This window comes from Halorubrum laminariae, assembly GCF_024494655.1.
Classification (GTDB): Archaea; Halobacteriota; Halobacteria; order Halobacteriales; family Haloferacaceae; genus Halorubrum; species Halorubrum laminariae.
Map to the genome: position 1 here is coordinate 1 of NZ_JANHDL010000005.1, position 26,395 is coordinate 26,395.

Genomic DNA, 26,395 nt, shown 5'->3' on the forward strand with positions numbered 1-26,395 from the left:
GTGGCCGCCCCAGATCGCGCCCTGGTCGTGTTTGTCCACCACGACGTTGCGCAGTTGGTTCGAGAACGTGTCGTACACGAGCAGCGCCCAGCCGCTCGCGCCGGAGGCCGCGGCCTCAAACTCGCCTTTCCACGCCTCGTACGAGCCGAAGTCCTCGGCGATGCGGTCGGCCAGCGCGCCCGAGGGTTCGTCGCCGCCCTCGGGACTCATGTTCTGCCAGAACAGGTCGTGCAGAATGTGGCCCGACGAGTTGTGCGTCACGTTCCGAATCGCGCCCGCGGACGACGAGAAATCGCCCGCCTCGCGGTTTTCTTCGAGCGTCTCCTCGGCCGCGTTCCACCCGTTTACGTACCCCTGGTGATGGGTGTCGTGATGCCATTCTAGCACCTGCTCGGAAATGTGCGGCTCCAACGCGTCGTACTCGTACGGTAACGGATCGAGTTCGTAGCTCATGTTGACATCACATCATATGCTTCCGGCCGATATGAATGTTCTCTGTAGCAGATTTTAGTAAGAAAACAGACTAATCAGAGAGTGCGTTCAGACAGCGCTTGTGGGGTACAAAGCAGTATATTGAGGAAATATATTCGAATTACGGTGTTTTTCGTCTACCGGCTCCACGGAACTTATCAGTCACAGACTCCTCAGATGAACTATGACATCTGACGCGGCGTCCGACGAGCGGTCCGCGAGCGACGGGCCGGTCGCCGGCCAACCGGTACAACACGGGACCGGCGTGAACTCGACTCGGGCGTTCCCGTCCGAGGCGTACCCGAGTAGCCTCGACCCGTTCGTGCTGTTCGAGCGGTTCCACATCGACCCCGACGCGGGGTTCCCGATGCACGAACACCGCGGGTTTGAGATCGTCTCGTACATGCTGGAAGGCGGGATGGATCACGCCGACTCGCTCGGCGTCGAACACACCGCTCGCGAGGGCGAGGCCATGCGGATCACGGCCGGGGGCGGCATCCGCCACTCCGAGTTCCCCGCCGACGGCGAGTTCTGCAGCGGCCTCCAGCTCTGGGTGAACCTCCCGCGAAGCGAGAAGGAGACGGAGGCGGACTACGTCGACGCGAGCGCCGCCGACCTCCCCACGGAGACGGTCGACGGCGCGACGGTGACCACCGTCGTCGGCGAGGGCTCCCCGATCGACCTCCGAACGCCGATGACGTACCGCGACGCCCGCGTCGACGGCGCGTGGACGTGGTCGGTCCCGGACGGCTGGTCTGGGTTCCTCTACGGCGTCGGCGGGAGCGGGACGGTCGACGGCGACGCCTTCGGCGAGGGCGACGTGCTCCCCGTCACCGAAGCGCGCGACGTGCGGGTCGAAGCCGGCGACGATTCCGCCACGCTCCGCGTCGTCGCCGTGGCCGGCCGGCCACACGACGAACCGATCCGGCTGCGCGGCCCGTACGTGCTGTAATCGACCGCGAGTCGGGCTCCGATCGCCGGTGGCGTCGCGCTCGCGGCGGCCGTCAATCTGTGTCGATCAGTCGTCGCCGTCTGACCGGTCTTTCGCGTCGCGGTCGGCCGCGTCGAGGAACACGAGCGCGCCGCCGAGCAGCGCGAGGTTCTTCAGGAAGTTGATCTTGTTGCCGTGGCGCTCTTGCCCCTCCATGTTCCAGAAGTCGTGGATGGCGGGCGTCGTCCCGAGGAAGAAGACGGCGATCGCGCCCGCGGCCGCCCGCGGCAGCTTCCAGAGGACGATCCCGAGGTTGGCGACGAATAACATTCCGGTGACGAACGGCACGGCGACCTCCGGCATCGGGACGCCCTTCTCTTCGGCTATCTCGACGCGCTTGTCGTTGCTCTTGAAGCCGTCGACGGCCATGTACGCGAGCACGCCGCCGTACAGCGAGCGGCCGAGCAGCGAGGGGGCCTCGCTGTCCGGTTCCGACCCCGCGCCGTCGCCCATTCAGACCACCTCGATACGGCTGACGTTCGCGTCGATGCGCCCGGCCGTCTCGTAGCTCGCGCCGTCGGCACCGTCGGCGACGCGTCGCATGATCCGCCCCTCGACGTCGTCGCGTTGATCGGGCACGTCGAACAGGCCCGACCCGCAGATCACGTCTCCGTCGTGGACCGCCCACGTCTCGATGATCTCGTGGGGTTCGCCGGGGAACGGGACGCGTTCGAAGTCGCGGCCGAAGTTCGTCGACTCGAACAGCGCGACCTCGTGGTCGTCGTTCACCCACGCCGGCGGGGCCTCCTCGCCGCCGCAGAAGAAGACGCGCCCGTCGTGGACGAACACCCGCCGAATGTACGAGAAGTCGTTGCCGGTATCGAGTCGAGTCCACGAGTCGCCGGCGTCCGTCGTCCGCCAGAGCCCGCCTTCACCGACCGCGTGGCCGAGTCCCAAGTTCTCCAGATCGTGGTCGAGATAGCCGGTCGTCGCGAGCCACACGTCCTCGGAGATCGCGAGGATCTGATGCACGTCGTCGACGATCGTGTCGCGTCGATCGGTCCACGTCTGCCCGGCGTCGTCGCTCAGGTGGATTCCGCCGGCCTCGACGCCGGCGATCAGTCGCTCGGGACGGCCGGGGACGACTTCGAGGTCCCGCAAGCGCGCGTAGTGCGGGTCGATCGGCGACTCCCAGTGTCCGCGCGAGGGGAGGTCGCGGAACCCCTTCAGCTCCGTCCACGTCTCGCCGTCGTCGACGGATCGGAAGACGTACGGGTCGTTCGTTCCGGCGTAGAGCGCGCCGTCGGCGGTGGCGAGGATCGACCACACCTCGCTTTTGCCGGCGTGCCAGAAGCGGTCGCCGAGGGGCACGTCGAGGTCCTCCCACGTCTCGCCGCCGTCGACCGAGCGGTACGCCCCGGTCGCCGACGCGACGAACACGCCCTCGGTGTGATCCCACGTTTTGACCGCCGTCACGACCTCGCAGTCGAGCACCCGCTCGGCGTCGCCCCGCTCGAACGGCACGTCCCCGACCCGGTACAGTCCGTCGTCTGTCCCGATCAACAGTGTCATACACGCGTACGTGGGACGGACGCGTACTAAAACTTTTACCAAGCTGTAAAACGCTAAGTGGCCGGGGGACGAGGGGTGACTCATGCCGACGCCGCACGCGACGAAGCGACCGACCGACGCTGCCTACCTCGACGACCGAACTGACACCGATCTCGTGGACCTCCCACGGGAGCTACTCACGCTCCCGTGGATCGACATTCACAACCACGCGCACACGCTCTCGTGGGACGACCGTGAGCGATACGCGCTCGCGGGCTGCCGCTCGATGCTGATGGTCGCCTCGGGCTACCACTGGACCCCGTACAAGCCCGTCGAGGCCGACGATATCCGGTTCCTGTGGGACGACGCGATCAACCGCCGGACCGTGATCGAGCGCAACCACTTCTTCGAGGCCAAGCTCGGGCTCGGCGTCCACACCGGTGTCCGCATCGAGAACCCCGACGAACTGCTCGACGCGATGGACGACTACTGCGCGCTTGAGGAGGTGATCGCGGTGGGCGAGACCGGCGTGGTCCCGTCACAGCACGTCAGCGGGTGGAGCGTCGACGAGCAGCGGGCGGTCGTGCAGGCGCAGATGGAACTCGCCGACGACCACGACCTCCCGGTGATCCTCCACACGCCGAACACGTCGGCGGACGCGAAGCGGCCGTACCGCGACGGGCTCGGTGTCACGCCCGGATACGAGAAGAACGCCGGACTCGGAGCCGACCCTGTCCTCGACGGCGAGAATCCGGCGCTCGAATCGGTGAAGATCGATGTCGCAGCGGCCCGCGACGCCGGCCTCGACGAGGAGCGCGTCGTCGCCTCGCACGCCGACCGCAACAACACGGCGTACCTGATGGAGGAGACCGACTGCTACCTGAGCTACACCATCGGCCACTCGTGGCTGGTCGGCGTCGACGCCGCCGACGTCGCGGACGCCATCGACGAGTACGGCTCCGACCGGATCATGATCGACACCGACTGCGCGAACGTCCTCCGCACCGACCCGTTCGCGCTCAAGCGGGCGATATTCGAGCTGTACCGCTACGGGATCGACATCGACGACATCCGGCGGGTCGTGGTGGAGAACCCGCGAGCGGTCTTCGGGTTCGAGGAGTAGCGAGGAGCGGCGCGCGCGGTCAGTCGAACGCGAAGTCGGTCGTCAGCTCGCCGACTCCCTCGACGGTCACGGTGACGGTGTCGCCGTCGCCGAGCAGCACCGGCGGCTCGCGGTAGACGCCCACGCCCGGCGGCGTGCCGGTGAACAGCAGATCGCCCGGCGTGAGCGTGAACGCCTGACTGCAGAAGGAGACGAGCTCGTCGATCCCGAATATGAGGTTCGACGTGGACGACTCCTGGAGTCGCTCGCCGTTTACGTCCGCGCTGATCGCCAGATCGTGGGGATCGGCTATCTCGTCGGTCGTGACGATCTCCGGGCCGATCGGCGCGAACGAGTCGAGGCTCTTTCCGCGGACCCACTGCCCGTCGCCGTGCTGGAGGTCGCGCGCGGACACGTCGTTGCCGACGGTGAAGCCGGCGACGTAATCTAACGCGTTCTCCGGCTCGACGCGTCGCGCCTCCTTTCCGATCACCGCGACGAGTTCGGCCTCGTAGTCGACCTTCTCGGTGAGATCCGGATCCCACGAGACGGTGTCTTCCGGCCCGGTCACCGTCGTCGGGAACTTCGAGAAGAGGACCGGTTCGTCCGGGATCGGATTGTCGCCCTCCTCGGCGTGGTCGCGGTAGTTGAGCCCGACACAGACGACCTTCTGTGGGTTCGTCACCGGGGCCGCGCGCTCGACGGTGTCGGGGTCGTAGACGCCCGTCCCCGTCTCTGTCGCGTACTCGACCGTCAGTTCGACCTTCCGTCGCCAGTTCCACTCAGCGAGGAGGTCGGTCGTTTCGGCCGGCAGGTGAATTCCGGCGGCCGCGCCCGCCTCTGGGAGGCTGACGATCGAGTCGTCGTCGGTCGCGACGCCGCACCACGGTTCGTCCGCGTCCGTCGTGTGATATTGTCCGAGTTGCATGTGGTCTGTGTAGTATGGTCGTGAAGTTGTGGTTGTCTGTGAGTCGTCGTGAAGTCGTGGTCGTCTGCAGCGGTCGTCTGTAGGTCGTCGTGAGATAGTGGTCGTGTGTGGGAGGCGATGGTGGCGAACGCAATCGGACGTTCAGAGTTACAGGTCGAGTCCCGCCTCGTCGAGCAGCCGGTGGCCGGACGCGACGAATCGGTCGAACTCCTCGCGGAGCTTCGGGTTCGTCAACTCGCCGTCGCGTTTCACGACCTCGCCGTCGACGAGGACGGTGTCGATGTGCGAGGGGTCGGACTGGAACACGACCGTCTGGACCGGCGAGTGCGACGGGGCCGTCAGGAAGTCGCTCGCGTCGATCATGACGATATCTGCGCGTTTGCCGGGCGTGAGCGTCCCGATCTCGTCGTCCAGACCGAGCGCCTTCGCGCCCTCGATGGTCGCCATTTCGAGGGTGTCGCGCGCGGAGATACTCATCTCGGTGACCTCCTCGTCGCCTTCCAAGACCGCCTGATTGTCGAACATCCGCTGGACCTGCATGCCGATCCGCATCTGCGAGGCCATGTCGCCGCTGATGTTCGAGCAGACGTCGACGCCCCACGTCGGGCGGCCGCCGGCCTCCATCACCTTGCCGGTGACGGGGATGCCGTGCCCCATCTGCATCTCGACTTCCGGCGTCGACGAGAAGGAGACGCCCTGGTCGACGGCGTGGTCGATGTCCTCTTGGGAGAAGTGGTTCCCGTGGGCGACGTTGACGTCTGGACCGAGCATGTCCTCGATGGCTCCGAACCCCTGGTAGTCGCCGCCGTACTCTGAGGAGGGCCACAGCGCGGCACCCATGTGGATCGTCGAGAGCGCGTCCAGATCTCGCGCCAGCTCTAGGTCGCTGCGAGCTGTCTCGTCGGTACAGAAATCCGGCCCTCGGAGCCCGAGCGCCAAGCTGATCAGGTCGTCGTCGCGGATCTGTTCGTCGTAGAGCGTCCGGATGTTCTCCTCGGGAAGGCCGACGTCGCTCTCGTACCACCACTTCGCCGAGTCGTCGCCCGGCGGGCCGTAGGTGTACACCGCGCGCAGTCCCGCGTCCTTCAGCGCGTCGACAGCCCGCTCGCCGTGTTCGAGCGTGTTGGGGTACGACCAGTCCAGCGCCGTGGTCGTCCCGGTGTGGAGTTTTTCGAACGCGCCGAAGAGGCCGCCCAGATACATGTCCTCCGGCTGATAGAGCCCGGTGATGTTGCCGAGCATGTGGTCGAAGTACTCGCCCATGAGCGACCAGTCCCCGGCGATGCCCCTGACCTGCGTCTGTGCGAGGTGGATGTGCGAGTCGACGAAGCCGGGGAGGACGATGTGGTCCGACGCGTCGATGACCTCGGCGTTCTCGGTCGAGAGCCCGCGGCCGACCTCGACGATCTCGCCGTCGTCGATCAGCACGTCGCCGCCCGCTACGTCCCCCACGTCGGGATCGAGCGAGAGGATCGTCCCGTTCTGGATGATTGTTCGTGTCATGCGCGAGTGTATCGTTCGCCCAAGAGGGTAAAAATTTACCGCATGGTAAAGTCGGCTCGCGCAGAGCAACCGTATTATACCTCGCACCCGCACAGGTCAGGTATGAGCGACGCTCCCGGCACGGTCTCCGCGAAGGACACCGAGGAGGTGATCATGGAGGCCACGTTCCGTGCGCTGAGCAAGCACGGGTACACGGACCTCCGGATGCGCGACATCGGCGAGGAGATGGACCTCACGCGACAGGTGATCCACTACCACTTCGACGGGAAGTACGACCTGCTGTCGTCGTTTCTCGAATACGTCATCGACCAGTACGAGGGGAGCGTCGAGGTCGACGCGGGCGCGGACCCTCGGACGGAACTGGACGCGCGGATCGACCAGTGCCTGTTCGGTCCCGAGTTCGAGGAATTCTCCCACTGGGATCGAATGAAGGTGTATCACGAGCTGTACACCCACGCGCAAAACGACGGTGAACACCGCGAGATCTTCAACGAGCACTACGACCGCATCCGCGGGAGCATCGTCGATGTCGTCGAAGCGGGCATCGAACAGGGGATCTTCGCCCCCGTCAACGCCGAGCGGATGGGCCAACTCATCACCGACGTGATCCACGCAGCCCGCGGCCGTCGGATGGCGCTCGGCCACGAGGACGCCCCCGACGAGGCCCGCGCCGCCATCGACGAGTTCATCCTGAACTCGCTGTACCCCGACGAGTGAATCACTGCTGACACGCGCTCACCCGTCAACACTCGACCAGCGTCGTCTCGACGACAGCGCCCGTCTCGTCGACGACGACGCGGAGTTCGTCGCCGTCACAGGGGAGTTCGAGGCGCACGCGGAGCGGCTCGTCCGCCCCGGAGACGACCGTCGTTCGCGCGTCGCTCACGCACCAGTCGAACGCCCAGAACGGCTCGGTGTTCAGGTCGACGCCGCGGTTCGCGTGGAACACGAGCGTCTCGGCGTGGTCGAGCAGCGTGAGCCCGACCGTGGAGCGCAGCCGGTACCGACACCGCGTGCAGACGTGCTCGACGGCCACGTCGAGGTCGGACTCGTCGGGGTCGGCCACGACCGTCGTCTCGACTGAACCGGTGCACTCGGGACAGACGCCGTCGGCGGCGAGACAGTAGTGGTGTCTGACGTAGTGGTGGAACGCCTCGGGGAGGTCCGCGGCCGACCGGTCGTCGAGGCCGCCGGAGGGGAACGGGTAGCTCACGTGGATCGTCCCGCAGTCGGCACAGCCGATCGTGAGCGTGTCGTCGACGTACCAGCCGTGGAGGTCGCCCTCGCAGTCGTAACACGCCCCGTCGACCGGGAAGAAGCCGAGCTGTGCCCGCTCCGTGAGCGTCCCCGTGAAAATCGCGCTCACGACCTTCCGACCGGGGTGGCGGAACTCGTACCCCTCATCGCCGCGCCGCACGAAGTGCCCGGTGAGCTGATCGAGATGATAGCTGAAGTTGGCGCTGTCCGACAGATCGACCCGCTCGAAGAGGGCGCTGAAGCTGACCGGCGCGTCGTCGGCACCCAGCTCCAGTAGCGCCTCCAGAATCTCCACGCGGGTGTCGTTGCCGAGCGCGGCGAACGCCTCCGCGGGCGGCAGCCGCGACTCGGTCCGGCGGTCGACCGCGAGGTCGCGCCCGCTCTCTCCGCCCCGGTCGGGTTCCGGTCCGTGACCGGACTCCCGTCCCGACTCGGAGCCGGCGTCGGTCGCCCGCGGACCGGTGCGGGTCGCCCGATCGAAGTGACTCATACCCAACAATCGTTTACTGCCCGGTAAAATCTATCGGAGCCGGCCGCGAGGGCGTCCACGCATACGTTTTTGCAGTGGGCGGCCGTCAGTTCCCTCGATGACCGGCACGAAGATCGTCGACCTCGCGGCGGTGCCCGAGCGCGGATCGTACCTGTTCACCGCCGAGGACGCGGTCACGAACGAGACCGAGGTGATACTCGTGCGCTGTGCGGACGAACCCGGCGTGCGCGCGTGGGTGAACGTCTGTCCGCACGAGACCCAGCGGCTCGACCGGGGCGACGGCGCGGCGATGCGCGACGGCGAGATCGTCTGTCCGAAGCACGGCTCGATGTTCGACGCCTGCACCGGCGACTGCGATAACGGCGAGGCCGCGGGAACGAGTCTCCCGGCCGTCGCGGTCGGCGTCGACGACGGCGGCGTGTACCTTACCGACGACGACTACGACTACGTCCGCGACGGGCCGGCCGATGGGGACGACGGGCCGGCCGACGGAGATGACGGACCGGGATCGACTTCTCACATCGGTTTTTGACACGACGCTCACGGGTCCGTTCGTTCACGCGGCGGAATTCGCTCCGTCACTCCTCTTCGAGTATCTCGCCGTCTTCGGCGCGTTCGGTCTCGTCGGCGTCCGCGCGCCGCCGCACGTCGACGCGGTAGTCGCTGAGGATGTCGCGGCCCAAGAGTAGGGGATACTCCATGTGCCCGCGGTCCTCGACGCTCGCGGTGACGGTGTGTTGGTTCCCGCCGATACCGATGACGAGGTCGACGACCGGACGGGCCTTTCCGCCCTTCATGCTCCCCGATTTCACGCGCGTCATGCTCTTTATGGGGCCCGCGCCGATCTCGGCGGCGAGCTGCGTGTCGATGCTCGTACGGGTCGCGCCCGTGTCCGACTTCGCGAGCGCCTGCGTGGAGCCGGAGGTGCCCGTGACGACGACCTCCTCGATGTAGCCTATGTCGGGCTGCTCCGTGGTGGTCGGCTTCGGTATCGGCGCACAGGAGGGCCGCGAGTCGTCGAGCGTCCGCGAGACGCGCTCGACCGCGTCGTCGTCGACCTCACCGCCAACCGTCTCGATCGCGAGCTTCGCGATGTGCGGGGCGGGGCTCGTGCCCGTCGCCTCGTAGAGCCCTTTGAACCCGGCCGTAGGGTTCACCTCCAGCACGTACCAGCCGTCGTATCCCTCGACGAGGTCGACGCCGGCGTAGTCCAGATCCATCACCTCGGCCGCGTAGAGAGCCGTCTCTGCGGCTTCATCCGGCATGTCGTCGGTCGCATCCTCGACCGCACCGCCGAGCGCAACGTTGGTCCGCCAGTCGCCCTCCGGCGCGTAGCGGTACATGGATCCGACGATCTCGTCGCCGACGATGTACACGCGCAGGTCGCGGTGCTGCTCGTCGTCACGGTCGATGAGCTTCTGGAGGAACGCCTGTCGGTTTCCGACCTTCGGGTTCACGCGCTCCGTGAGGTCGACCTTCCACGTGCCGCCGCCGTGGGTGCCGATCGCGGTCTTGTACACACCCACGTCGCCGAAGCGCTCGCGGTCCTGATTGAGTCGATCGTTCGAGAGCGCGAGCAGGGCGTCCGGTACGCGGATGTTCCAGTCGGCGAGCGTCGCGGCCGTAGCGAACTTGTGGATCGCGGCGAGCACGGCGTCCGGCTCGTTGAGCATCGGGCGGATCCGCTCGAAGGTCGTCGCGAGACCCAGAAGCTCCGCGGGCTGGTCCGTGTTCGACAGGAGCAGGCGGTTCGCGATGACATCGACGGCGGGCTCGACCGAGACGTCGCCGTCCTCGATGCTTATCGCGGCGTTCTCCTCGCGGAGCCACACCGGCTCGTGGCCCAGATCTTCGACCGCGTTGCAGATCGCTTTCGTCTCCTTGCTGTTGTGCAGCGACAGCACTCCCACCCGTACCGAATCCGAACTCATGCGTGTGCCTGTGCGTGCCGACCTAAAAGGCGCGCCGATCGCTGCGCACCGGCTCCGTTAGACACTCTGTCGCCATATATATACCCCGCCCCGCGCTCCGCTCTGGTATGAGCGACGACCGGGTGTTCACGTACAACGGCGGCGCGGTCCCGCCCGGGGAAACGCAGAACATCCGCTACGGCATCAGCGAGACGTACCTCGGCGACCCGGTCAGAATTCCCGTGACGATCGTCAACGGCGAGCGCAACGGTCCCACCGTGTTCCTCACGGCGGCGGCCCACGGTGACGAACTCAACGGCATCGAGGTCGTCCGCGAGGTCGCCCACGAGTGGGACCTCTCGACGCTCGCGGGGACGCTCGTTTGCCTCCCCGTGCTCAACGTTCCCGGATTCATCGCCCAGCAGCGCTACCTCCCGGTGTACGATCGCGACCTAAACCGCTCGTTCCCCGGGAAGGCCGGATCGACGAGCTCGAAGCGCATGGCCCACCAGATCTACGAGAACTTCATCGCCCCCTGCGATTTTGGCCTCGACTTCCACACCTCCACCCGCGGTCGGACGAACATGCTCCACGTCCGCGGCGACATGACCGACGACGGCGTCCACCGCCTCGCGATGGCGTTCGGCTCGAACGTGATCATCGACAGCGACGGTCCGAGCGGTACGCTCCGCGGCGAGGCGACCACCGACGGTACGCCGACGATCACGATCGAGATGGGCGAGGCTCACCGGTTCCAGCGCGGCCTGATCGACGACGCCCTCGCGGGCGTCCGATCGGTCTTCGCCGAGTACGAACTGCTCGACGCCGACACGGTTCGCTGGCCCGGCTGGCGGACCATCGTCGCCGGCGCGGGAGAGAAGACGTGGCTGCGAGCCGACTCCGGCGGTATCGTCGACACCCACTTCGAGAGCGGGTCGCTCGTCCGCGAGGGCGAGCGGATCGCGACGATCACCAATCCGTTCAAGGAGGACGCCGTCGGCGTCGAAGCGCCGTTCACCGGACTCCTCATCGGCCTCCTCGAAAACCCGGTCGTCTACCCCGGGAACCCCCTCTGTCACCTCGTCGAACTCGACGAGTCCACGCGGCGCGCGATCGAGGCCGGCGACGCACCGAAGCCAGTCGGACAGCCGGACTCGGCGGATTGAAACAGCGGCGCGCGATCGATCGCTACGCGTCGTCGATGAGGCCGCCGAACACCGAACTCGCGGTGTCGGGCACGTCGAAGTCGTGGTAGTGCTCACCCTTCTCGGCCGAGAGGATGTTGAGCGCGGCGGCCGCGCCGTCGCCCGCGGAGATGACCGCCTGCCACTCCTCCGCGCGGACCATCGCGCCGGTCGCGTACGCGCCGTCGACGCTCGTCTCCATCGAGACGCCCACGTCGACGAGGTCGCCGTCGAACTCGCAGCCGAGCGACTCCGCGAGGTCGCGGTTCGCGCCGGTCGCGAGCACGACGTAGTCGGCCTCGTACTCCCCGTCCTCGGTGGTCACGGCGAAGCCGTCGCCCGACTCCGCGACGCCGGTGACCTTCTCTCCCTGGTGGCGGTCGACGCCGAAGTCGTCGACCTGCTGCCGCGCGGTCGCCATGAACTCGCTTCCGCCGACGGAGCCGACCCCGAGGTAGTTGAACAGGTGCGCCTTGTGCATCCACGTGCCGTCGGTGTCGAACAGGACCGCGTCGAGGCCGTTCTTGCCCGCGAACAGTCCCGCGCTGAGCCCTGCCGGTCCACCGCCGACGATTGCGACGTCTGTCATGGGTGACGTATCGTCACCCCGTCAGTAAGAAGTGGCGAAAGCGGCCACCCACGGGGTGGACTGCTGACGCATCGATCGTCGACGTGGACACCTACGTCGCGGCGGCGCGGCGGCGCGGCGGCGAGAGCCGAAGGTATTTGTCCGCCCCTCCCGGCACGTCGGCTATGAGCGACCGGAGGTCCGCGAACCCGACAGACCAATCCCCCGGTCGCCCGCGCACCGCTCCTGTCGCGTTTCTCCTCGCTGTCGTCGCCGCGCTCTTCGCCGGCGCGATGCTCGTCGCGATCGCGTCCTCGGGAGCCGCCGCCGCGGATACCGCCGCCGCGGATACCGCCGCTGTCGACACCGCAGATTCCGTCGACACGACCATCGGAACCGTCTCCGACGACGCGAACGAGACGACACCGCTCGACGACGCGAACGGCACCGTCGAGGTCGTGGTCCGGTTCACACCGATCGAGGACCCCGAAGACCGCGGGTCCGATCCCGGCGGCGCGTCCGACGACCAGCGGGACGCGGTGATCACCGACCTCCGCGAGCACGCGGCCGCAGAACAGGACGCCTTCGACGAGTTCGCCGCCGCACGCGAGGGCGTCACGGTCGAACGCGAACTCTGGCTTGCGAACGCGGTGGTCGTGACAGTCGACGCCGACGCGGTGTCGTCGGACGCGCTGCTGTCGGTCGCGAACGTCACTGCAGTCCACGAGAACGTCGCGATCGAACCGCTCGACAGCGCGGCGTCGGCGCGGGGATCGGTCGCGATGTCTCACGGACCCTCGACGACCACAGATTCGCCGTCAGCCACACCGTCCGCCCAGATCGAAGCGGACCCAAGCGGCCGCTCCACGGCGGGGCTCCGACAGATCGGCGCGCCGACCGCGTGGGAGCGGTTCGGGACCCGCGGCGAGGGTGCGACGGTGGCCGTCATCGACACTGGAGCCGACCCTAGACACCGGGACATCGACCTCGACGGGTGGGCGGCGTTCGATCAGCACGGAACGCTCGTGAGCGACGACCTCGCGGACGCGTCGGACCGGGACGGCCACGGGACCCACGTCGCCGGGACGGTCGCGGGCGGGAACGCATCCGGGACGCACATCGGCGTCGCTCCGGGGGCGGACCTCCACGCGATCGACGTGTTCGCCGAGAACGAGACGGCAACGTTCGCGGGCGTGATCGCGGCGATGGAGTACGCGACGACGACGAGCGACGCCGACGTGCTCCAGTTGAGCCTCGGGTCGCCGGGCGCGTTCCGCGAGTTCGTCGGTCCGGTGCGAAACGCCCGTGCCGCCGGCGCGGTCGTCGTCGTCGCCGCCGGAAACGAGGGCGAAAACACCTCGACCAGCCCCGGCAACGTCTACGACGCGCTCGCGGTCGGCGCGGTCGACAACGCCGGCGAGGTTCCGCCGTTCTCCAGCGGGCAGTCGATCGACACGGCCGTAGCGTTCGAGACGTATCCGGACGACTGGCCCGCGATGTACGTCGTCCCGGACGTGACGGCTCCGGGTGTCGGCGTCGTCAGCGCCGATGCGAACACGACCGCCACCTACGTCCGACGACAGGGGACCAGCATGGCGGCCCCGCACGTCGCCGGTATCGCGGCGCTCGCGGTCGCCGCGACCGACGGGCGGGCCGACGATGCGACTGTTCAGGCCGCGATCGTCGAGACCGCGGTTCATCCGGCGGCCGCGACCGCCGCGGCGGATGCGACCGACGTGACGGATCCGACAAACATGACCGTTCCAGACGATCGGTATGGGTACGGCGTCGTCAACGCCCCGGCCGCGGTTGGCGCGGCGGTCGCGGCCGCTCCGCCGGAGCCGACCCCGACGGACGGCGGGACTGACTCTACACCCCCAGACAGCGTCCCTGCGGGCGACGACTCCGCGAGCGACAACTGGACGTCCGGATTCGGGCCCGTCGCCGCGATCGTCGCGCTCGCGACGGTCGCGCTCGCCGCCGCGCGGGTCCGGTAATCGCGTCCGCGACCGCCGGGCGACCTCGTCGAATCGGGTTCACTCGGAGAAGTCGGAGAGCGAGCCGCGGGCGTCGCCGTCGGCGGCGTCGCCCCCGTCACCTCCGTCGTCCGTGCCGTCAGTTTCGTCTGCACGCCGTTCCGGATCGATCGCGTCTTCGGCGGTCTCGGGCTCGCCCCACGGATCGTCGGGGTCGACCGGCTCGACGGCGCGGTCGAGGTCGGCCTCGGTGTAGTCGTGGTCCTCGTCGAGCAGCATGGCGAGCCGCTGCCACCGGGCGCTGTGCTCGCCTTCGCCCTCCGGCCCGACGCGAGCGCCGTGGGTCTTGAAGAACTCGGTGCTCCGGCCGAGCCGCGACCCCTCGCCGGTGTGGCCGTCGAAGATCGCGTCGAACTCGCCGCCCGGTTCGAGGTCGCCGACGGGGAAGTCGTGGGCGGGCTCCTCTCCTCGCTCGCGGGCCTCGGCACGGCGCTCGGCGACGGCCCGGAAGTACTCGTCGGCGTTCGGTCCCTCGCGGGTCGACTGGGCGCGGGCGGCTGCGAGCGCCGCGTGGATCGCACAGAGTCGGCCCTTCCACTCGGCCGGCTCCCACCGCTCCGTGGCGAGTTCCTCGTAACGCTGGATCGTGAGCGCGACATCGCTGCCGGCGCGGAGGTCCTCGACGACGTACAGCGTCAGGCGGTCCCAGAGGTTCCACGCGTAGCCGGAGCGCGCGAGCTCCCACGCGGCCCACGCGGCGACCTCCTCGTCGGAGCGCCGCACGGCCTTCTGGAGGAGGCTAGAGACGGCGTAGCGGTTGTACCCGCCGTCCGTCTCGTTCGGTTCCTTCGGCTCGCCGAAGTCGTTCTCGCCAGTCGCGTCCGGCGTCGTGTCGGTTTCCAAGCTCCCGTCCGACCCGAACGTCGCCTGTCTGTCGTCGCCGTCGGCCATACGCCCGTTCCCGCTGCAAGCGACTTAAAAACCGCGCGCAACCGTGAACCGTTCTGGCGGCGACGGCGGTACCGGCGACGACCGTTCCGTCGCCGGATCGGGTCGCGGTACGACTGCTCACACCGGTGGCGAAAGAGAACCCTTAAGTTGGATCCGGCGGCTATAATTCAGTGACCGCCCTTAGCTCAGCCTGGTAGAGCAGTCGACTGTAGATCGACTTGTCCCCCGTTCAATTCGGGGAGGGCGGACTTCCTTTCCAGCCGATTCAGAGTCGACTGTAGATCGACTTTCCCTCCCCGTCCCCGAGAGCAGATCGAAGCGAGCAGAACTCGCCGCTCACGCGGCGTTCTCGGCATTCCAGATGATGGGTTCGCATCTCAATATCCACTTATCAGGCCCGCGTTGTGGGCTGTGACCCCACAACTTATTACAGTCGGATCGTAATACGATCGTACGATGCCCACTCATAAATCCCCAAACGCGGACGAAGAACTAGCTGAGGCGACGGGCGAGCCTCGCGAAAAGTTCTCCGCTGAAGGGTACGAAATCCCCGATTTCGATGATCTGGAGTCGGTTCCAGAAGACGAGTGAGAGTAGTTACTTGTCCGGACCGAAGGACCGCAGTATTTCCTCTTCCATCTGATCTAGGTACTTCTCGCAGTACGCTGGCGCTCTGTTGAGCGGCACGTCTGGAAAATTCCGCCGTACATCTACCTTCTGATCGCCTCTGTAGAGATCGATGTGGAGACCTTCTTCGCGAATATCGTGTCCCCATTCGGCTTCCGGATGATGGTCGAACCGGGCCACCTGTCCCCAGTCCTGCTCGAATCCGACTCTGTTTCCGGTGTTCTTCTCAAGTTGCACTACGAACCATCGAACGTTTCCGCCTAGCGTCCCGATCTCTACCCGGATACGGGTGACTCCGTACTGAAGCGGAGACCTGTAATCGATATCTGGATCGTCGAAATCGGGTACGTTTCCCACGGTTCTGATTAGTCAGAGAGTAGGCAGACGCTAAAAAACGCCCTATTCTGCGGAACGGGCAAATCACTCAGTGACCGGCGCGGGCTTCGCTCATCGGCCCGCTGGTCGCTCTCGATGACGCGAGCGAGCACGCGACGCCCCCAGAGCGGACCTAATCGTCCGCGACGGCGGGAGCGGTCGGCGTTGTCGCCTCCGCATCAACCGCTTCGGATGCCGGTGTCCACTCCAGTTCCTCCTCGTAGTGGAACGCGCGGTGGTCCCGCGTCGGGTCGACGACGGTCAGCGAGAGCCAGTCGTTGTCCAGCAGTTCGCTCACCTCCTCGTGGTCGGCGAGCGCGTCGGTGACGCGATCGACCGGCGCGTGGATAACCGTCGAGAGGCGGAGCGGCTGGTGGTAGGGCGTGTCGTCGGCAGCCATCAGCGACTGCTGGGGGAGGCCGGTCATCAGGTCGCCGCCGTTGCCCTGATACACGCCGACGTTGCCGACCGGATTCTGGGTCACCTTCGACCCGCTACCGTAGACTGCGTTGTCGACCGTCGAGAAGTAGTACTGGGCGTTGATCCACTGGGTGACGACCAGCGGACCCGTGAGGATCGCTTCGAGCGCGTCGCCGTCGGGATCGGTCGAGTAGTCGTACGAGTGGAGGAAAGCGCGCCCGTCGAGGTCGAGGTCGCTCGTCAGTTCGCGCGGGCCGACGACGAATCCGGCGTTGCCGGCCAGCCCCCACTCGGGACGCGTCTCCGCCCAGTCGGCGGCGCGACGTTCCATCTCGGCGACGCCCTCTGAGCCGTCTGCCCCCACCGACTCGGCGCGCTCGGCCGTCGCGGTCTCCTGCGCGGTCGAGAGGTCCGCGCGCAGCCGGTCGAGATCCGCCTCGTGGCTCTCGGGGACGGGCTCGTCGAACAGCTCGATCTCGTCGGTCGTCGTGTTGTGCTCGCCGGCGACGAAGACGGTGTCGTCGGGAACGTCGATCCCGCGGTCGCGCAGGTCGGCCCTGACGGCGTCGTCGTTACAGATCGTCGCGAGGATCCGGGCGTTCGGCCCGCCGGGGTTGCCGGCGCAGGCACCGCAGTCCAAGCTCGAACCGTACGGGTTGTTCGCCGTCTCGCTCGCGTGCCCCGTGAAGACGACGAGGCGACCGAACTCCTCCCATCCCATCAGCTCGAAGGCGGTCGCGGCGTACTCCGCTCTTTCCTCGCGAGTCAGTCCCACGGGGAGGTCGGCGTCGTCGGTGTGCTGGTGGTGGACGCGCTGCTCGCAGAACTCGTGGCTGTCCGGCGTCGCGTCGTCCGCGACTCCGACGAGGTCGCGGACGCGGTCGGGGACGAGCGTGCGAGCCGCGAGCGCGAGCCCGTAGCCGCTTCCGGCGCTCTCGACGAAGCCGAATGCGGTGGCGGGGTTCGTCTTCAGCGTCTCTATCACCTCGCCCGCCGCCTCCCGGAAGCCCGAAAAGCGGTCGTGGGTCGCCCGCGCGTCGCCGTCAGTCGGGACCTCGGAGACGCGGTGCTTCGGGTCCAGAATGGGCGGACAGGCGGCGACCGACACGTCGGATCCGTACTCCTGATACTCCACGGGAACGCCGAAGAAGCCCGCGTACCCGTGCGTCTCGTAGTCACCGGTCGCCTCGATGTGACGGCGAATGACCTCCGAGCGCGTATCGATACAGAAGACGAGCTGCGCGTCGGGGCGATCGGCCGACTCGCTCTCGTCGCGCGACTCAGTCCCGTGGGTCTGGGTCTCGTTGCGGCCCTCGATCTCAGCACGGGCCCGGCTCTCGGCGGCGACGCGGTCGACGAGGTCACCGCGGTAGCTCGCCTCCCACGCGCTCAGGAACGCCTCGGCGATCGCGTCGCCCGGCCGAGTCTCGGCGTCGTCGGAGCCGATCGACGGGTCGATATCGACATCGAAGGCGGAAAGCAGCGCGAACCGGGCCGCGAGGTAGCCTTCGAGCGTGATCGGGTGTGCGGACTGCCACGCCCCGTCGTCGTCAGCGCGCTGTTTGATGAGGCCGGTCCATCCGGGGAGCGCGGCGAACTGCTCCTCGAAGATGGGGACCAGCTGGCTCTCCGGGTGCGGTTCGAGCACGGACTCGATCGTCTCCATCGGCGACGCCGGGAGGTCCGTGATCGTCTCATCGTCCGGAACCCGGCCGTCGACTGCGACCACCGAGCGAAAGGCGCTGTAGAACCCGTCCTCGCGGTTCGGCATCGGCCACTGCGCCTGCCCCTCGTCGAGGAACGCCGACAGCCACTTCGTCAACACGCGATCGACCCGCTCCGCGTCGGTGTCCGGTGGCTCCGGCTCGCCGGTGTCCATCTGTTCTAAGAGGGCGTCAGGGTCGGCGTCGTAGCCGCGCTCGTTCAGCTCCGAGCGGAGCGCGTCCGGATCGATCTGCCCGTGGTCGAGGGCCGCCCGGAACGTCTCGGGGCTTGGATAGCCACGGCCGCCGAAGAGGGCCGACGCCTGCGTGACGGCCTCGTCGAACGGCATATCCTCGAAGCCCGAGAGCGGGTTGGCCGTCACGAACGAGTGGATCGGCCACACGGAGCCGACGGTGGCTGCTGCCTTGTCGATGCGGTCTTCGATCGCGTGTTCAGTACTCATTGTATTCCTCCGTGGCAGTCAGTACGGTACCGGACGCGGGTTGACTCGCGTTCACCAGCGTGACGTAGAGGCGCTGACTCCGCTCGTGGACGCCCAGTTCTATCGCGACGTAGACGACGAGGAAGACGACGGCGACGAGCGCGTGGACGGCGCTCAGTTGCGTCGGGGCCGCGACGACCGGAAGCCCGGACAGGACGGCCGATATCGCCTCGTAGACGAGCGCGTAGACGGTGATGGCCGGAATGAACACGAGCGGGACCGCGCCGTAGCGGGCGCGTTTCGAGAGGTCCGTCTGCGTGACGGCGCTGTGGGCCGCGTGCAGCGTCGTGAGCGCGACGAACAACACGAGCAGGAGCCCGCTGTCGAGGCTCGTTCCCTTCCCGGTGAGGGCCGCGAACAGCACGCCGCCGGCGACGCCGGTCGCGAGGACGATCGCGGTGCCCGCGAGGCTCGGAGCGCCGGTGCCCTCCTCAGCCGGAGCGGTGTGTTCGACCTGTCCGCCCGCGCTGAGGAAGTGATACGCCTTGTAGAATCCGTGCAGGACGAGGTGCGTGACGGCGGCCCCGAAGAAACCGAGGCCGGCCTGCATGATCATAAAGCCCATCTGACCGACCGTCGAGCAGCCCAACTCGGTCTTGCTGTCCGCTTGGACGGTCTTGAGCAGTTTCCCGAGCAGGGCGCTCGTCGCGCCGACGACCACGATGGCGAGCATGAGCGTGGCGTCGACGGTCACGACCGGCGCGAACCGAGTCAACAGGATCCCGCCCGCGTTGACGAACCCGGCGTGCATCAGCGCCGAGGCGGGGGTCGGAGCGGTCATCGAGGAGAGCAGCCAGCCGTGGAACGGGACCAGCGCGGATTGGATCATCGCCGCGAGCACGAGCGCGGCGACGCCGACGAGCCACACCGGGCCGCCCAGACCGTCAGCGGCAGCGACGATACCAGAGATTGACGTTGCGCCGGTCGTCCACCACAGCGCCGTTAGCGCGACACCGAGGAGCGCGCTGCTCGCGAGGAAGTACCGCCGGGCGACCCGCGCGGCGGCCCGCGCCTGTCTCCAGCCGTCGACGGTGCCGATGAGGTTCGCCATCACGAGCCCCATCGCGAGCCACAGGAGGGCGAAGAGTGCGATGTGGTCGGCGGCCACGAGACCCATCACGGCCGCCGTGAAGCCGAAAACGTTGCAGAAAAACCTCGTCTCGTGAGTGCTGCCGGCCATGTAGCGGCGCGAGTAGCTGTGAACGATGCCGCTGAAGAAGGTGACGACCACCCACAGCAGGACGGTCAGCCCGTCGACGGCGATCACGCCGGGGATCTCCCACGCGCCGTCGATTCGAACCCGGGCGACGAGGACGGCGACGCTCGCGGCGAAAAGCGACCACACGAGCCACGTTAGTACGGCGGGCACAAACGGTGACTCGACCGTCGTGTCCGGAAGCGCTCCGACCGTCGGTTTCGAACTGTGTCCTGACATCGTGCTGTCCATCGTGCGACCACCCCGACGTTCGAGTCGGGTTCGAGATCCGCTTTCGGTCGCGTCCATCTACTCTCAAGAACAGAATACGTATTAAATCTGTTTGTATTCACAAACTGTTCGAATTTATCTCATTAAAGAACATTATGGTCTTTTGGATCGGTAGTCAACCGTGCCGGAGTAGTGTGGGTTCTGCCGCCGTGTCGGGAGAGAACATTGCTCGTGAGAAGAGATGTCGATTGGCGGCGGAGACACCGGTCGTCTGGGGAGACACTGGTCGACTGGGAAGACATCAGTCGTCGGACTTCCCGGAGCAATGCCCGGCTAGGACGGGTCTTCGGCGTTGTTTTCGGCGTCGTTTTGAGCGTCGTTCTCGGAGTCGAACTTCCCGAACGGTGTCGTCTCGTGCGTCCGCACGAGCACTTCGTCGGCGACGGTGAGTTCCATGTCGAGGAGCGCCTGAGCGACGGGCGTGATGTCGCTGTCCGTCTCGCCGACGGCAGTCACGAGGAGGTTCTGTTCGCCGGTGACTAACTCTTGAACCGAGACCACGCCGTCGATCTCCAGAACGTCGTCGATAATGTCGCCGCGTTCGGTGATCGGCGCGGTACAGTAGAGCAGCATTCGGAGCGGATACCCCGACTTCTGATAGTCGACGCTCGCGCTGTATCCCTTGATCACGCCGTCGGATTCGAGACGTTGAATGCGCTTGCGGACGGTGCTGTCCGAGGTATCGGTCCGCTCTGCGATGTCGCCAGATGACATGTTCCGCGCGTCTTCCTGGAGCGCGTACAAGATCGCCTTGTCCACGTCGTCGATCTCTTCGTCGGCCATACCCGTCTCTCCGAGACAGAGCCACTTTACCTTTTGATGTCACCGACAGCGTATTTATCCCCGGTGTGCAACGATTCCCCTATGACCCTCGTCGTGGTCCCGGTTCGATACCCCCCGTCGTCCCACTCGGAGGCGACGCTGCGCGAGGCCGTCAGCGTCGCCGAGGAAAGCGACGCCGACCTCACGATTCTCCACGTTGACCTCTATCAGAACTCCGGGGGCGTCTCTCGCAGCGACCTCAAGCGCGCGGTCGAAGAGCGCCTCGGCCGGCTAGATCGGGCGCGGTACGTCGTCCGCCGCGGCTTCCTCGTCGAGGAGACCATCCTCGAAGAGATCGTCGCCGAGGGTGCAGATGTCGTCGTCATCGGCTCGAAGCAGGCGGGGCGCTGGCGGCGCATGGTCCAGAAACTGCTCTCCGACCCGGACATCGACTCGTTCCTCCGCAGCGAACTCGACTGCACCGTCATCACCGTCGACGCCGACGGCGACACGACGAGCAGCGAGGCGGGCAAGAGCCCCGGCGACGCCCCACCCCTCCCCGACGACGGGGACGACTGACCGCGCCCGACCGTCGCAACGCCGCTGACTTCGGTTGTCACTCCCGTCCGGCGATGCCGTCTCGCCGTTCGTACTCCATCACGGTCGCGACGCGTTGTGCGATCGACGCTCCGAGTTCCCGTTCGACGAGGTACAGCGCGAGGTCGATGCCGGCGGTGATCCCTCCCGCGGTGATCAGGTCACCGTCGTCGACGACGCGTGCGTCGACGACGCGCGCGCCGGACTCGCGGAGTTCGTCGAGTGCGGAGGCGTGGGTGACCGCCCGCCGCCCGTCGGTGACGCCCGCCTCGGCCAGCAGCATCGATCCGGTGCAGACCGACGCGATCGTGACGCCCGCGTCGTGGTACCGTGCGAGCACGTCGGGTATGTCGCCCCGCTGTGCTTCGGCCCACGCGCTCGCCTCCTCGTCACGCGCTCGCCACCCGCCGCCGGGAACGGCGAGCAGGTCGGGCGCAGTCGCGGCGGTCGGCTCCGGAAGCGCGCCGTCGACACCGATTCGAGTCCCGTGGCTCGCGGTCACCGTCTCGTGTTCGTCGAGCGTTACGTACCGGACGCGGCCCGAATCGATCGTGGTCGCATCGCGTGAATCCTCATCCCGTTCGTGTGAGTCGTCACGCTCCTCGTTTGGTGGTACGTCATCCAACGCACCCGCGAACGCGTGGTCAAACACCTCGTAGGGGGCAATCCCGTCGAGTTCGTCGAAGCCATCGTACACTAACACGTCGACGTTCATACCGCTCGTGAGACGGGAACCGACATGTGTGTTGTCCCGTCGACACGCTGATACTTCTCAATTCCTTGACTCATTCATCACCTTTATTACTACATCTATTAGGAATATTTGTATGGAAATTGGCGTTCTAACAGTTCCCCTTGGTGATCAACCGCTACCAGACGTGCTTGATTACCTCGACAACCTCGGCGTCAATACGATCGAACTCGGCTGTGGTGGCTATCCAGGCGAAGATCATCTTACCCGAATCACCTATCTCAACAACGACGAGAAACAGGCTGAACTGCGCGAGCTACTCGCTGAGTACGACACGACCGTGAGCGCGCTGGCGACACATAATAACCCACTTCACCCTGACGAGGAACGCGCCAGCGAGGCTGACACGGAACTTCGCGAGGCTATCGAACTCGCAGCTCAACTTGACGTGAACACGGTCACTTGTTTCTCGGGCCTGCCTGCCGGCGGTCCGGAAGACGAGGTACCAAACTGGATCACCGCACCTTGGCCCAGCGAACATGCCGACGCTCACGAGTATCAGTGGGGCGTGGCAATAGAGTACTGGACTGACCTTGCCGACCATGCGGCGGCCCACGACGTTGATGTTGCCATCGAAATGCATCCCAATATGCTCGTTTATGAACCACACAGTATGCTTCGTCTCCGTGAGGCAACTAACGATCATATTGGGACCAACTTCGATCCCTCCCACCTCTACTGGCAGGGGATAGATGTCACCGAGGCTATTCGCCTCCTTGGCGAGGTAGATGCCATCCATCACGTCCACGCAAAAGACACCAAGGTCTACGACTCTAACACCCGCGAAAAGGGTGTTCTCGATACAACCAGATACACCGACGAACCCAACCGAGCGTGGCTGTTCCGTTCTATCGGGTACGGTCACGACGGGAATCACTGGAAGGATGTCGTCTCCACGTTACGCATGATTGGCTACGACGGTGCCCTCTCGATCGAACACGAAGACTCACTCACTAGCCCCCGGGAGGGCTTGGAAAAGGCCATCGATGTCCTCTCTCGTGCTGTTTTTGAAACCCAACCCGGTGACGCCTACTGGGCCGAATAGAACAAAACACCAAACACGGACACCACTCACAACAACATAATGACAACAGAACCCCTCAATGTCGGTATCCTCGGCTATCGTTTCATGGGAAAAGCGCATTCGAATGCACTGGCGCGTCTACCCATGTTCTTCCCGAATGCACCAGACGTGAACCGCGACGTAATCGTCGGTCGAAATGAAGAGGCATTGGCCGATGCAGCTGATCGATTCGACTTCGACCGCACCGCGACAGACTGGCAGGACGTGGTTGATGACGTCGATGTCTTCTACAACCTCGGCCCGAACCATCTCCACCACGAACCCTCGGTTGCGGCCTTGGAGGCAGGTACTCCAGTGTTCTGTGAGAAACCTCTCGCACCGACGCTCAACGAGGCCGAAGAAATGGCACAGGCGGCCGATGACGCGGACGTCACCGCCGGGTGCGCGTTCAACTACCGGTTTGTCCCGGCTATTCAGTACGCGAAGAAACTTGTCGACGAGGGGAAACTCGGCGAGATTCACCATGTCCGAGGACGGTATCTGCAAGACTGGCTTGTAGATCCTGATGTACCGTGGTCGTGGCGAAATGATACGGAGTTGGCGGGTAGCGGCGCTCTCGGCGATTTGGGTGCGCACACACTCGATCTTGCTCGTTTTGTCGTCGGCCAAGCCACCGGACCGATGGAACGAGTGTCGGGCCATCTCCAGACATTCGTGAATGAACGGCCAACTACCGACGGAGAGGAGATGCGATCCGTAACTGTCGACGACGCCTATAGCGCCCAGATCGAGTTTGAAAACGGCGCAATGGGTACCTTCGAGGCGACGCGCTTTGGAACGGGCCACAAGAATGACCACACCGTAGAAATACAGGGATCAAAGGGGGGTCTACGTTTCTCACTGGAGCGACTGAACGAACTCGAGGTCCTACGAAGCGACAGCCGAGGGTACGAAACAGTCCTTGTTACTGATGAGGACGATCCCTACCTCGATCACTGGTGGCCACCTGGTCACGTTCTTGGATGGGAACACACTTTCGTCCATGAAAACTACGAATTCCTTTCGGCTATCGCTGGTGATAGTGAATTTGCACCGAGTTTTGAAGACGGCGTTCGGGTACAGCAAATTCTCGATGCTATCCAGCGCAGTGACGACCTTGGCCAGTGGGTGACCGTGTGAGCTACTCCGCCCTATGAACCACAATATCCCAACCCAGCGGCGCGGTGCCGTGGGAATCCTCGCCCTTCAACGCGGGAGATATGTCAAATAAATGGATAGTATTCCCATCGGTGCCGCTATCACCGGTCGCTGACACCGCCGCCGTTCGATCTCAGTTGATGTCGATAATTTCGATGTCGAAGGTCAGCGTTTCGCCGGCGAGACGCGGGTTGAAGTCCACCCGGACGACCTCTTCGTCGACATGGACGACTTCGCCTTGGCCGCCGTTCTGGGCTTCGAGATAGGCACCTTCCTCCGGTGTCTGACCACCGAGCATCTCTTTGAGCTCCTCAGTTTCGAACTCCTGAATCTGGTCGTCGCTGGGCTCGCCGTGGGCCTTCTCCGGCGGGATCGTCAGGGTCTCTGTCTCCCCGGCCTCTAAGCCGATCAGCCCCTCTTCCATCCCTTCGATAATCTGTTCATCACCAATTTCGACCGTCAGCGGCGCGTACTCGCGGTCAGGCTGAGCCTCGGCGAGGCCCGTCTCCTCGGCGACGGATTGCCGTGAGGTGTCGAACACTGTGTCATCATCAAGTCGTCCCGTGTACTCAAGCGTCACAGAATCGCCAGTAGCTATCGCCATACGAACACGAGAAGCGCCACACGGAAAGTCTGTTGTATCGAGAGATCTGTCGCTGCCGAGTCAGATATTTGATCGTTCAGAGTGATACTCCGAATCAACGTCCCCAGAATCGCAAGGCGATTCTGATGTGCGGACGAGAGTTCTGCTCTCGTCAACGCCTGTGGAGACTGCGCTCCCTGTGGACACGCGTGTGTCTGCAAAGCGCGTCGTTGAATCAGGAAGCCCTTCCCTCAAGGAGCGAACGGTATCAGCCGTGAGCGAGTAGAGTAGGGTAGGGTAACTCACCTAGTAAAAATTAACTCGGAAGCGAAATTCTGTGGCACCTGTATTTATAATGGATGATTACAAACCACCAGACACATCCATGACAAATGGCCAAAAATCGAGCGATGGGGCGGCGACGCTCAACAGGCGAACAGTGCTCGCATCGGGGAGCGCGCTCGCAACGGGAACCGCGCTCGCCGGCTGTCTCGGTGGGAACGGCGGCGATGGAGGAGACGGCAGCGACGGAGGAACCGGAACCGAGGTGGCTATTATTTCTAGCCCGGCCGGCTTCGACGACAACGCCTTCAACGACAACGCGGTGCAAGGGCTCGAAGAGGCGTCGAACGACTACGACCTGACGTACACAACCGTCGAGGCGACCGAAGAGGCCCAGTACGAGTCAATACAGGCCGACACGGCTGAGAGCGACTACGACCTTATCGTCTGCGTGGGCGACAACCACACCGACCCACTGTCGACGAATGCAAGTGAGTATCCAGACCAGAACTGGATGCTCATCAACAACGTCATCGAGGGGGCCGACAACGTCTCCGGCTGGATCGAGATGAACAACGAGATGTCGTTCCTCGCCGGCGTCGCGGCGGGTGTGATGACCCAGCAGGACTTTGAGTACGAGGGAAGTTCGACTGATCCTGACGGGATGACGGTCGGGTTCGTCGGCGGCGAGGACATCCCGCTCATCAACGCCTTCGAGCAGTCGTATATTGAGGGCGTCGAGTGGGTTGATGACGAAATTGAGGTACTCACCGGCTACGGGGGGAGCTTCTCAGACACCGGGGCGACTAACGATGTGGCCGAATCACAAATCGACGACGGTGCCGACATCGTTTGGCACGCGGCGTCGGCGGCCGGCGGCGGCGTCTTCTCGGCGGCCCAAGACAACGGGCGCTTCGCGCTTGGCGTCGACGTCGACCAGTCGGTGGCCGAAGAGCAGTACCAAGACGTGATCCTCGGATCGGCCGTGAAGGCGCTCAACGAGGCTACATACACTGTTTCCGGCGCAGTCGTCGAGGGGAACTTCTCCGAGTACGTCGGCGAGCAGAACCTCAGTATCGAGCAGGGAAGCATCGACTTCATCGTCGGGCAGGCGTTCGAGGGCGAGCTCCCCGACACGCTCGGTCAGCGCATCGAGGAGGCAAAGACCGGCTTCGAGAACGACGAGATTGACCTGACCTGCGGTCCGACCAGCTGCTGAGCGCCCCCGCGCTCCGTTGTATTTATACTACCCACCATGAGAAC

Annotated in this window: 26 protein-coding genes, 1 tRNA gene and 1 pseudogene; 13 read left to right on the forward strand and 15 right to left on the reverse strand. The window is 65.4% G+C overall.

Annotated elements, in window-relative coordinates; genetic code table 11:
- Positions 1–453 (reverse strand): superoxide dismutase [Mn] (sod, locus tag NO887_RS10060; RefSeq protein ID WP_256418158.1); only part of this gene is annotated, 453 nt, incomplete at its 3' end.
- A gap of 202 nt (positions 454–655) precedes the next feature.
- On the opposite strand from sod, the gene NO887_RS10065 reads away from it, so the two are divergent.
- Positions 656–1,423 carry a pirin family protein gene (locus NO887_RS10065; protein WP_256418159.1) on the forward strand — a complete coding sequence of 256 codons (768 nt, stop codon included), beginning with the start codon at positions 656–658 and terminating at the stop codon, positions 1,421–1,423.
- A 66-nt stretch (positions 1,424–1,489) separates the two neighbouring features.
- On the opposite strand, the gene NO887_RS10070 is transcribed toward NO887_RS10065, so the two are convergent.
- On the reverse strand, positions 1,490–1,915 hold the full coding sequence (locus tag NO887_RS10070; RefSeq protein ID WP_256418160.1) for a DoxX family membrane protein: 426 nt from the start codon (positions 1,913–1,915) through the stop codon (positions 1,490–1,492).
- The gene (locus NO887_RS10075) at positions 1,916–2,974 is read right to left on the reverse strand and encodes a WD40/YVTN/BNR-like repeat-containing protein (RefSeq protein ID WP_256418162.1); all 1,059 of its coding nucleotides are present in this window, start codon (positions 2,972–2,974) and stop codon (positions 1,916–1,918) included.
- A gap of 82 nt (positions 2,975–3,056) precedes the next feature.
- Here NO887_RS10075 and NO887_RS10080 point away from each other — a divergent pair, with 82 nt between their 5' ends.
- Positions 3,057–4,076 (forward strand): TatD family hydrolase, encoded by a 1,020-nt coding sequence (locus tag NO887_RS10080; protein WP_256418163.1) that lies wholly within the window; start codon positions 3,057–3,059, stop codon positions 4,074–4,076.
- 19 nt (positions 4,077–4,095) lie between these two features.
- Here the strand turns inward: NO887_RS10080 and NO887_RS10085 are convergent, their stop codons facing one another.
- Complete coding sequence (locus NO887_RS10085; RefSeq protein ID WP_256418164.1) at positions 4,096–4,983, reverse strand: fumarylacetoacetate hydrolase family protein; 888 nt, start codon at positions 4,981–4,983, stop codon at positions 4,096–4,098.
- Positions 4,984–5,130: 147 nt separating this feature from the next.
- Entirely contained in the window at positions 5,131–6,486 is a 1,356-nt protein-coding gene (locus NO887_RS10090; protein ID WP_256418165.1) for an amidohydrolase family protein, read from the reverse strand.
- A gap of 102 nt (positions 6,487–6,588) precedes the next feature.
- On the opposite strand from NO887_RS10090, the gene NO887_RS10095 reads away from it, so the two are divergent.
- Positions 6,589–7,203 (forward strand): TetR/AcrR family transcriptional regulator, encoded by a 615-nt coding sequence (locus NO887_RS10095; protein WP_256418166.1) that lies wholly within the window; start codon positions 6,589–6,591, stop codon positions 7,201–7,203.
- A 25-nt stretch (positions 7,204–7,228) separates the two neighbouring features.
- On the opposite strand, the gene NO887_RS10100 is transcribed toward NO887_RS10095, so the two are convergent.
- Positions 7,229–8,233: a winged helix-turn-helix domain-containing protein gene (locus tag NO887_RS10100; protein ID WP_256418168.1), complete on the reverse strand. Its 1,005-nt coding sequence runs from the start codon at positions 8,231–8,233 to the stop codon at positions 7,229–7,231.
- Positions 8,234–8,330: 97 nt separating this feature from the next.
- Between NO887_RS10100 and NO887_RS10105 the strand changes: the two genes are divergently transcribed.
- Positions 8,331–8,765, forward strand: a complete 435-nt coding sequence (locus tag NO887_RS10105; protein ID WP_256418169.1) for a Rieske (2Fe-2S) protein — start codon at positions 8,331–8,333, stop codon at positions 8,763–8,765.
- 46 nt (positions 8,766–8,811) lie between these two features.
- Here the strand turns inward: NO887_RS10105 and NO887_RS10110 are convergent, their stop codons facing one another.
- Entirely contained in the window at positions 8,812–10,164 is a 1,353-nt protein-coding gene (locus NO887_RS10110; RefSeq protein WP_256418170.1) for a putative ATP-dependent zinc protease, read from the reverse strand.
- A 107-nt stretch (positions 10,165–10,271) separates the two neighbouring features.
- On the opposite strand from NO887_RS10110, the gene NO887_RS10115 reads away from it, so the two are divergent.
- Entirely contained in the window at positions 10,272–11,309 is a 1,038-nt protein-coding gene (locus NO887_RS10115; RefSeq protein ID WP_256418171.1) for a succinylglutamate desuccinylase/aspartoacylase family protein, read from the forward strand.
- A gap of 22 nt (positions 11,310–11,331) precedes the next feature.
- Here NO887_RS10115 and NO887_RS10120 read toward each other — a convergent pair whose 3' ends face one another.
- Positions 11,332–11,916 (reverse strand): NAD(P)/FAD-dependent oxidoreductase, encoded by a 585-nt coding sequence (locus NO887_RS10120; protein WP_256418172.1) that lies wholly within the window; start codon positions 11,914–11,916, stop codon positions 11,332–11,334.
- Positions 11,917–12,080: 164 nt separating this feature from the next.
- On the opposite strand from NO887_RS10120, the gene NO887_RS10125 reads away from it, so the two are divergent.
- Positions 12,081–13,892: a S8 family serine peptidase gene (locus tag NO887_RS10125; RefSeq protein ID WP_256418173.1), complete on the forward strand. Its 1,812-nt coding sequence runs from the start codon at positions 12,081–12,083 to the stop codon at positions 13,890–13,892.
- Between the two features lie 39 nt (positions 13,893–13,931).
- Here NO887_RS10125 and NO887_RS10130 read toward each other — a convergent pair whose 3' ends face one another.
- On the reverse strand, positions 13,932–14,822 hold the full coding sequence (locus NO887_RS10130; RefSeq protein WP_256418174.1) for a hypothetical protein: 891 nt from the start codon (positions 14,820–14,822) through the stop codon (positions 13,932–13,934).
- A gap of 174 nt (positions 14,823–14,996) precedes the next feature.
- On the opposite strand from NO887_RS10130, the gene NO887_RS10135 reads away from it, so the two are divergent.
- Positions 14,997–15,070 (forward strand) — tRNA-Tyr (locus NO887_RS10135).
- A 208-nt stretch (positions 15,071–15,278) separates the two neighbouring features.
- A complete protein-coding gene (locus NO887_RS10140) occupies positions 15,279–15,413 on the forward strand; it encodes a hypothetical protein (RefSeq protein ID WP_256418175.1) in 135 nt (44 codons plus the stop codon).
- A 6-nt stretch (positions 15,414–15,419) separates the two neighbouring features.
- Here NO887_RS10140 and NO887_RS10145 read toward each other — a convergent pair whose 3' ends face one another.
- The 4 genes from NO887_RS10145 to NO887_RS10160 form a co-directional block, all read right to left on the reverse strand.
- A complete protein-coding gene (locus tag NO887_RS10145; protein WP_256418176.1) occupies positions 15,420–15,806 on the reverse strand; it encodes a DUF7718 family protein in 387 nt (128 codons plus the stop codon).
- Positions 15,807–15,957: 151 nt separating this feature from the next.
- A complete protein-coding gene (locus NO887_RS10150) occupies positions 15,958–18,411 on the reverse strand; it encodes a DUF2309 domain-containing protein (protein ID WP_256418177.1) in 2,454 nt (817 codons plus the stop codon).
- The gene (locus tag NO887_RS10155) at positions 18,401–19,885 is read right to left on the reverse strand and encodes a proton-conducting transporter transmembrane domain-containing protein (RefSeq protein ID WP_256418383.1); all 1,485 of its coding nucleotides are present in this window, start codon (positions 19,883–19,885) and stop codon (positions 18,401–18,403) included. The genes NO887_RS10150 and NO887_RS10155 overlap by 11 nt, the downstream gene beginning before the upstream one ends.
- Positions 19,886–20,209: 324 nt before the next feature.
- Entirely contained in the window at positions 20,210–20,719 is a 510-nt protein-coding gene (locus NO887_RS10160) for an Lrp/AsnC family transcriptional regulator (protein WP_256418178.1), read from the reverse strand.
- Between the two features lie 81 nt (positions 20,720–20,800).
- On the opposite strand from NO887_RS10160, the gene NO887_RS10165 reads away from it, so the two are divergent.
- Positions 20,801–21,277, forward strand: a complete 477-nt coding sequence (locus NO887_RS10165) for a universal stress protein (protein ID WP_256418179.1) — start codon at positions 20,801–20,803, stop codon at positions 21,275–21,277.
- Between the two features lie 37 nt (positions 21,278–21,314).
- Here NO887_RS10165 and NO887_RS10170 read toward each other — a convergent pair whose 3' ends face one another.
- Positions 21,315–22,010 (reverse strand): DJ-1/PfpI family protein, encoded by a 696-nt coding sequence (locus NO887_RS10170; RefSeq protein WP_256418180.1) that lies wholly within the window; start codon positions 22,008–22,010, stop codon positions 21,315–21,317.
- A 112-nt stretch (positions 22,011–22,122) separates the two neighbouring features.
- On the opposite strand from NO887_RS10170, the gene NO887_RS10175 reads away from it, so the two are divergent.
- The gene (locus NO887_RS10175; protein WP_256418181.1) at positions 22,123–23,091 is read left to right on the forward strand and encodes a sugar phosphate isomerase/epimerase family protein; all 969 of its coding nucleotides are present in this window, start codon (positions 22,123–22,125) and stop codon (positions 23,089–23,091) included.
- A 39-nt stretch (positions 23,092–23,130) separates the two neighbouring features.
- The gene (locus NO887_RS10180; protein ID WP_256418182.1) at positions 23,131–24,249 is read left to right on the forward strand and encodes a Gfo/Idh/MocA family protein; all 1,119 of its coding nucleotides are present in this window, start codon (positions 23,131–23,133) and stop codon (positions 24,247–24,249) included.
- Positions 24,250–24,400: 151 nt separating this feature from the next.
- Here the strand turns inward: NO887_RS10180 and NO887_RS10185 are convergent, their stop codons facing one another.
- On the reverse strand, positions 24,401–24,847 hold the full coding sequence (locus NO887_RS10185; RefSeq protein WP_256418384.1) for an FKBP-type peptidyl-prolyl cis-trans isomerase: 447 nt from the start codon (positions 24,845–24,847) through the stop codon (positions 24,401–24,403).
- 112 nt (positions 24,848–24,959) lie between these two features.
- Between NO887_RS10185 and NO887_RS18580 the strand changes: the two are divergent.
- A pseudogene (locus NO887_RS18580) lies at positions 24,960–25,136 on the forward strand (RNA-guided endonuclease TnpB family protein); the annotation flags it as partial.
- Positions 25,137–25,235: 99 nt separating this feature from the next.
- A complete protein-coding gene (locus NO887_RS10195; protein ID WP_256418183.1) occupies positions 25,236–26,351 on the forward strand; it encodes a BMP family lipoprotein in 1,116 nt (371 codons plus the stop codon).
- Positions 26,352–26,395: the final 44 nt, after the last annotated feature.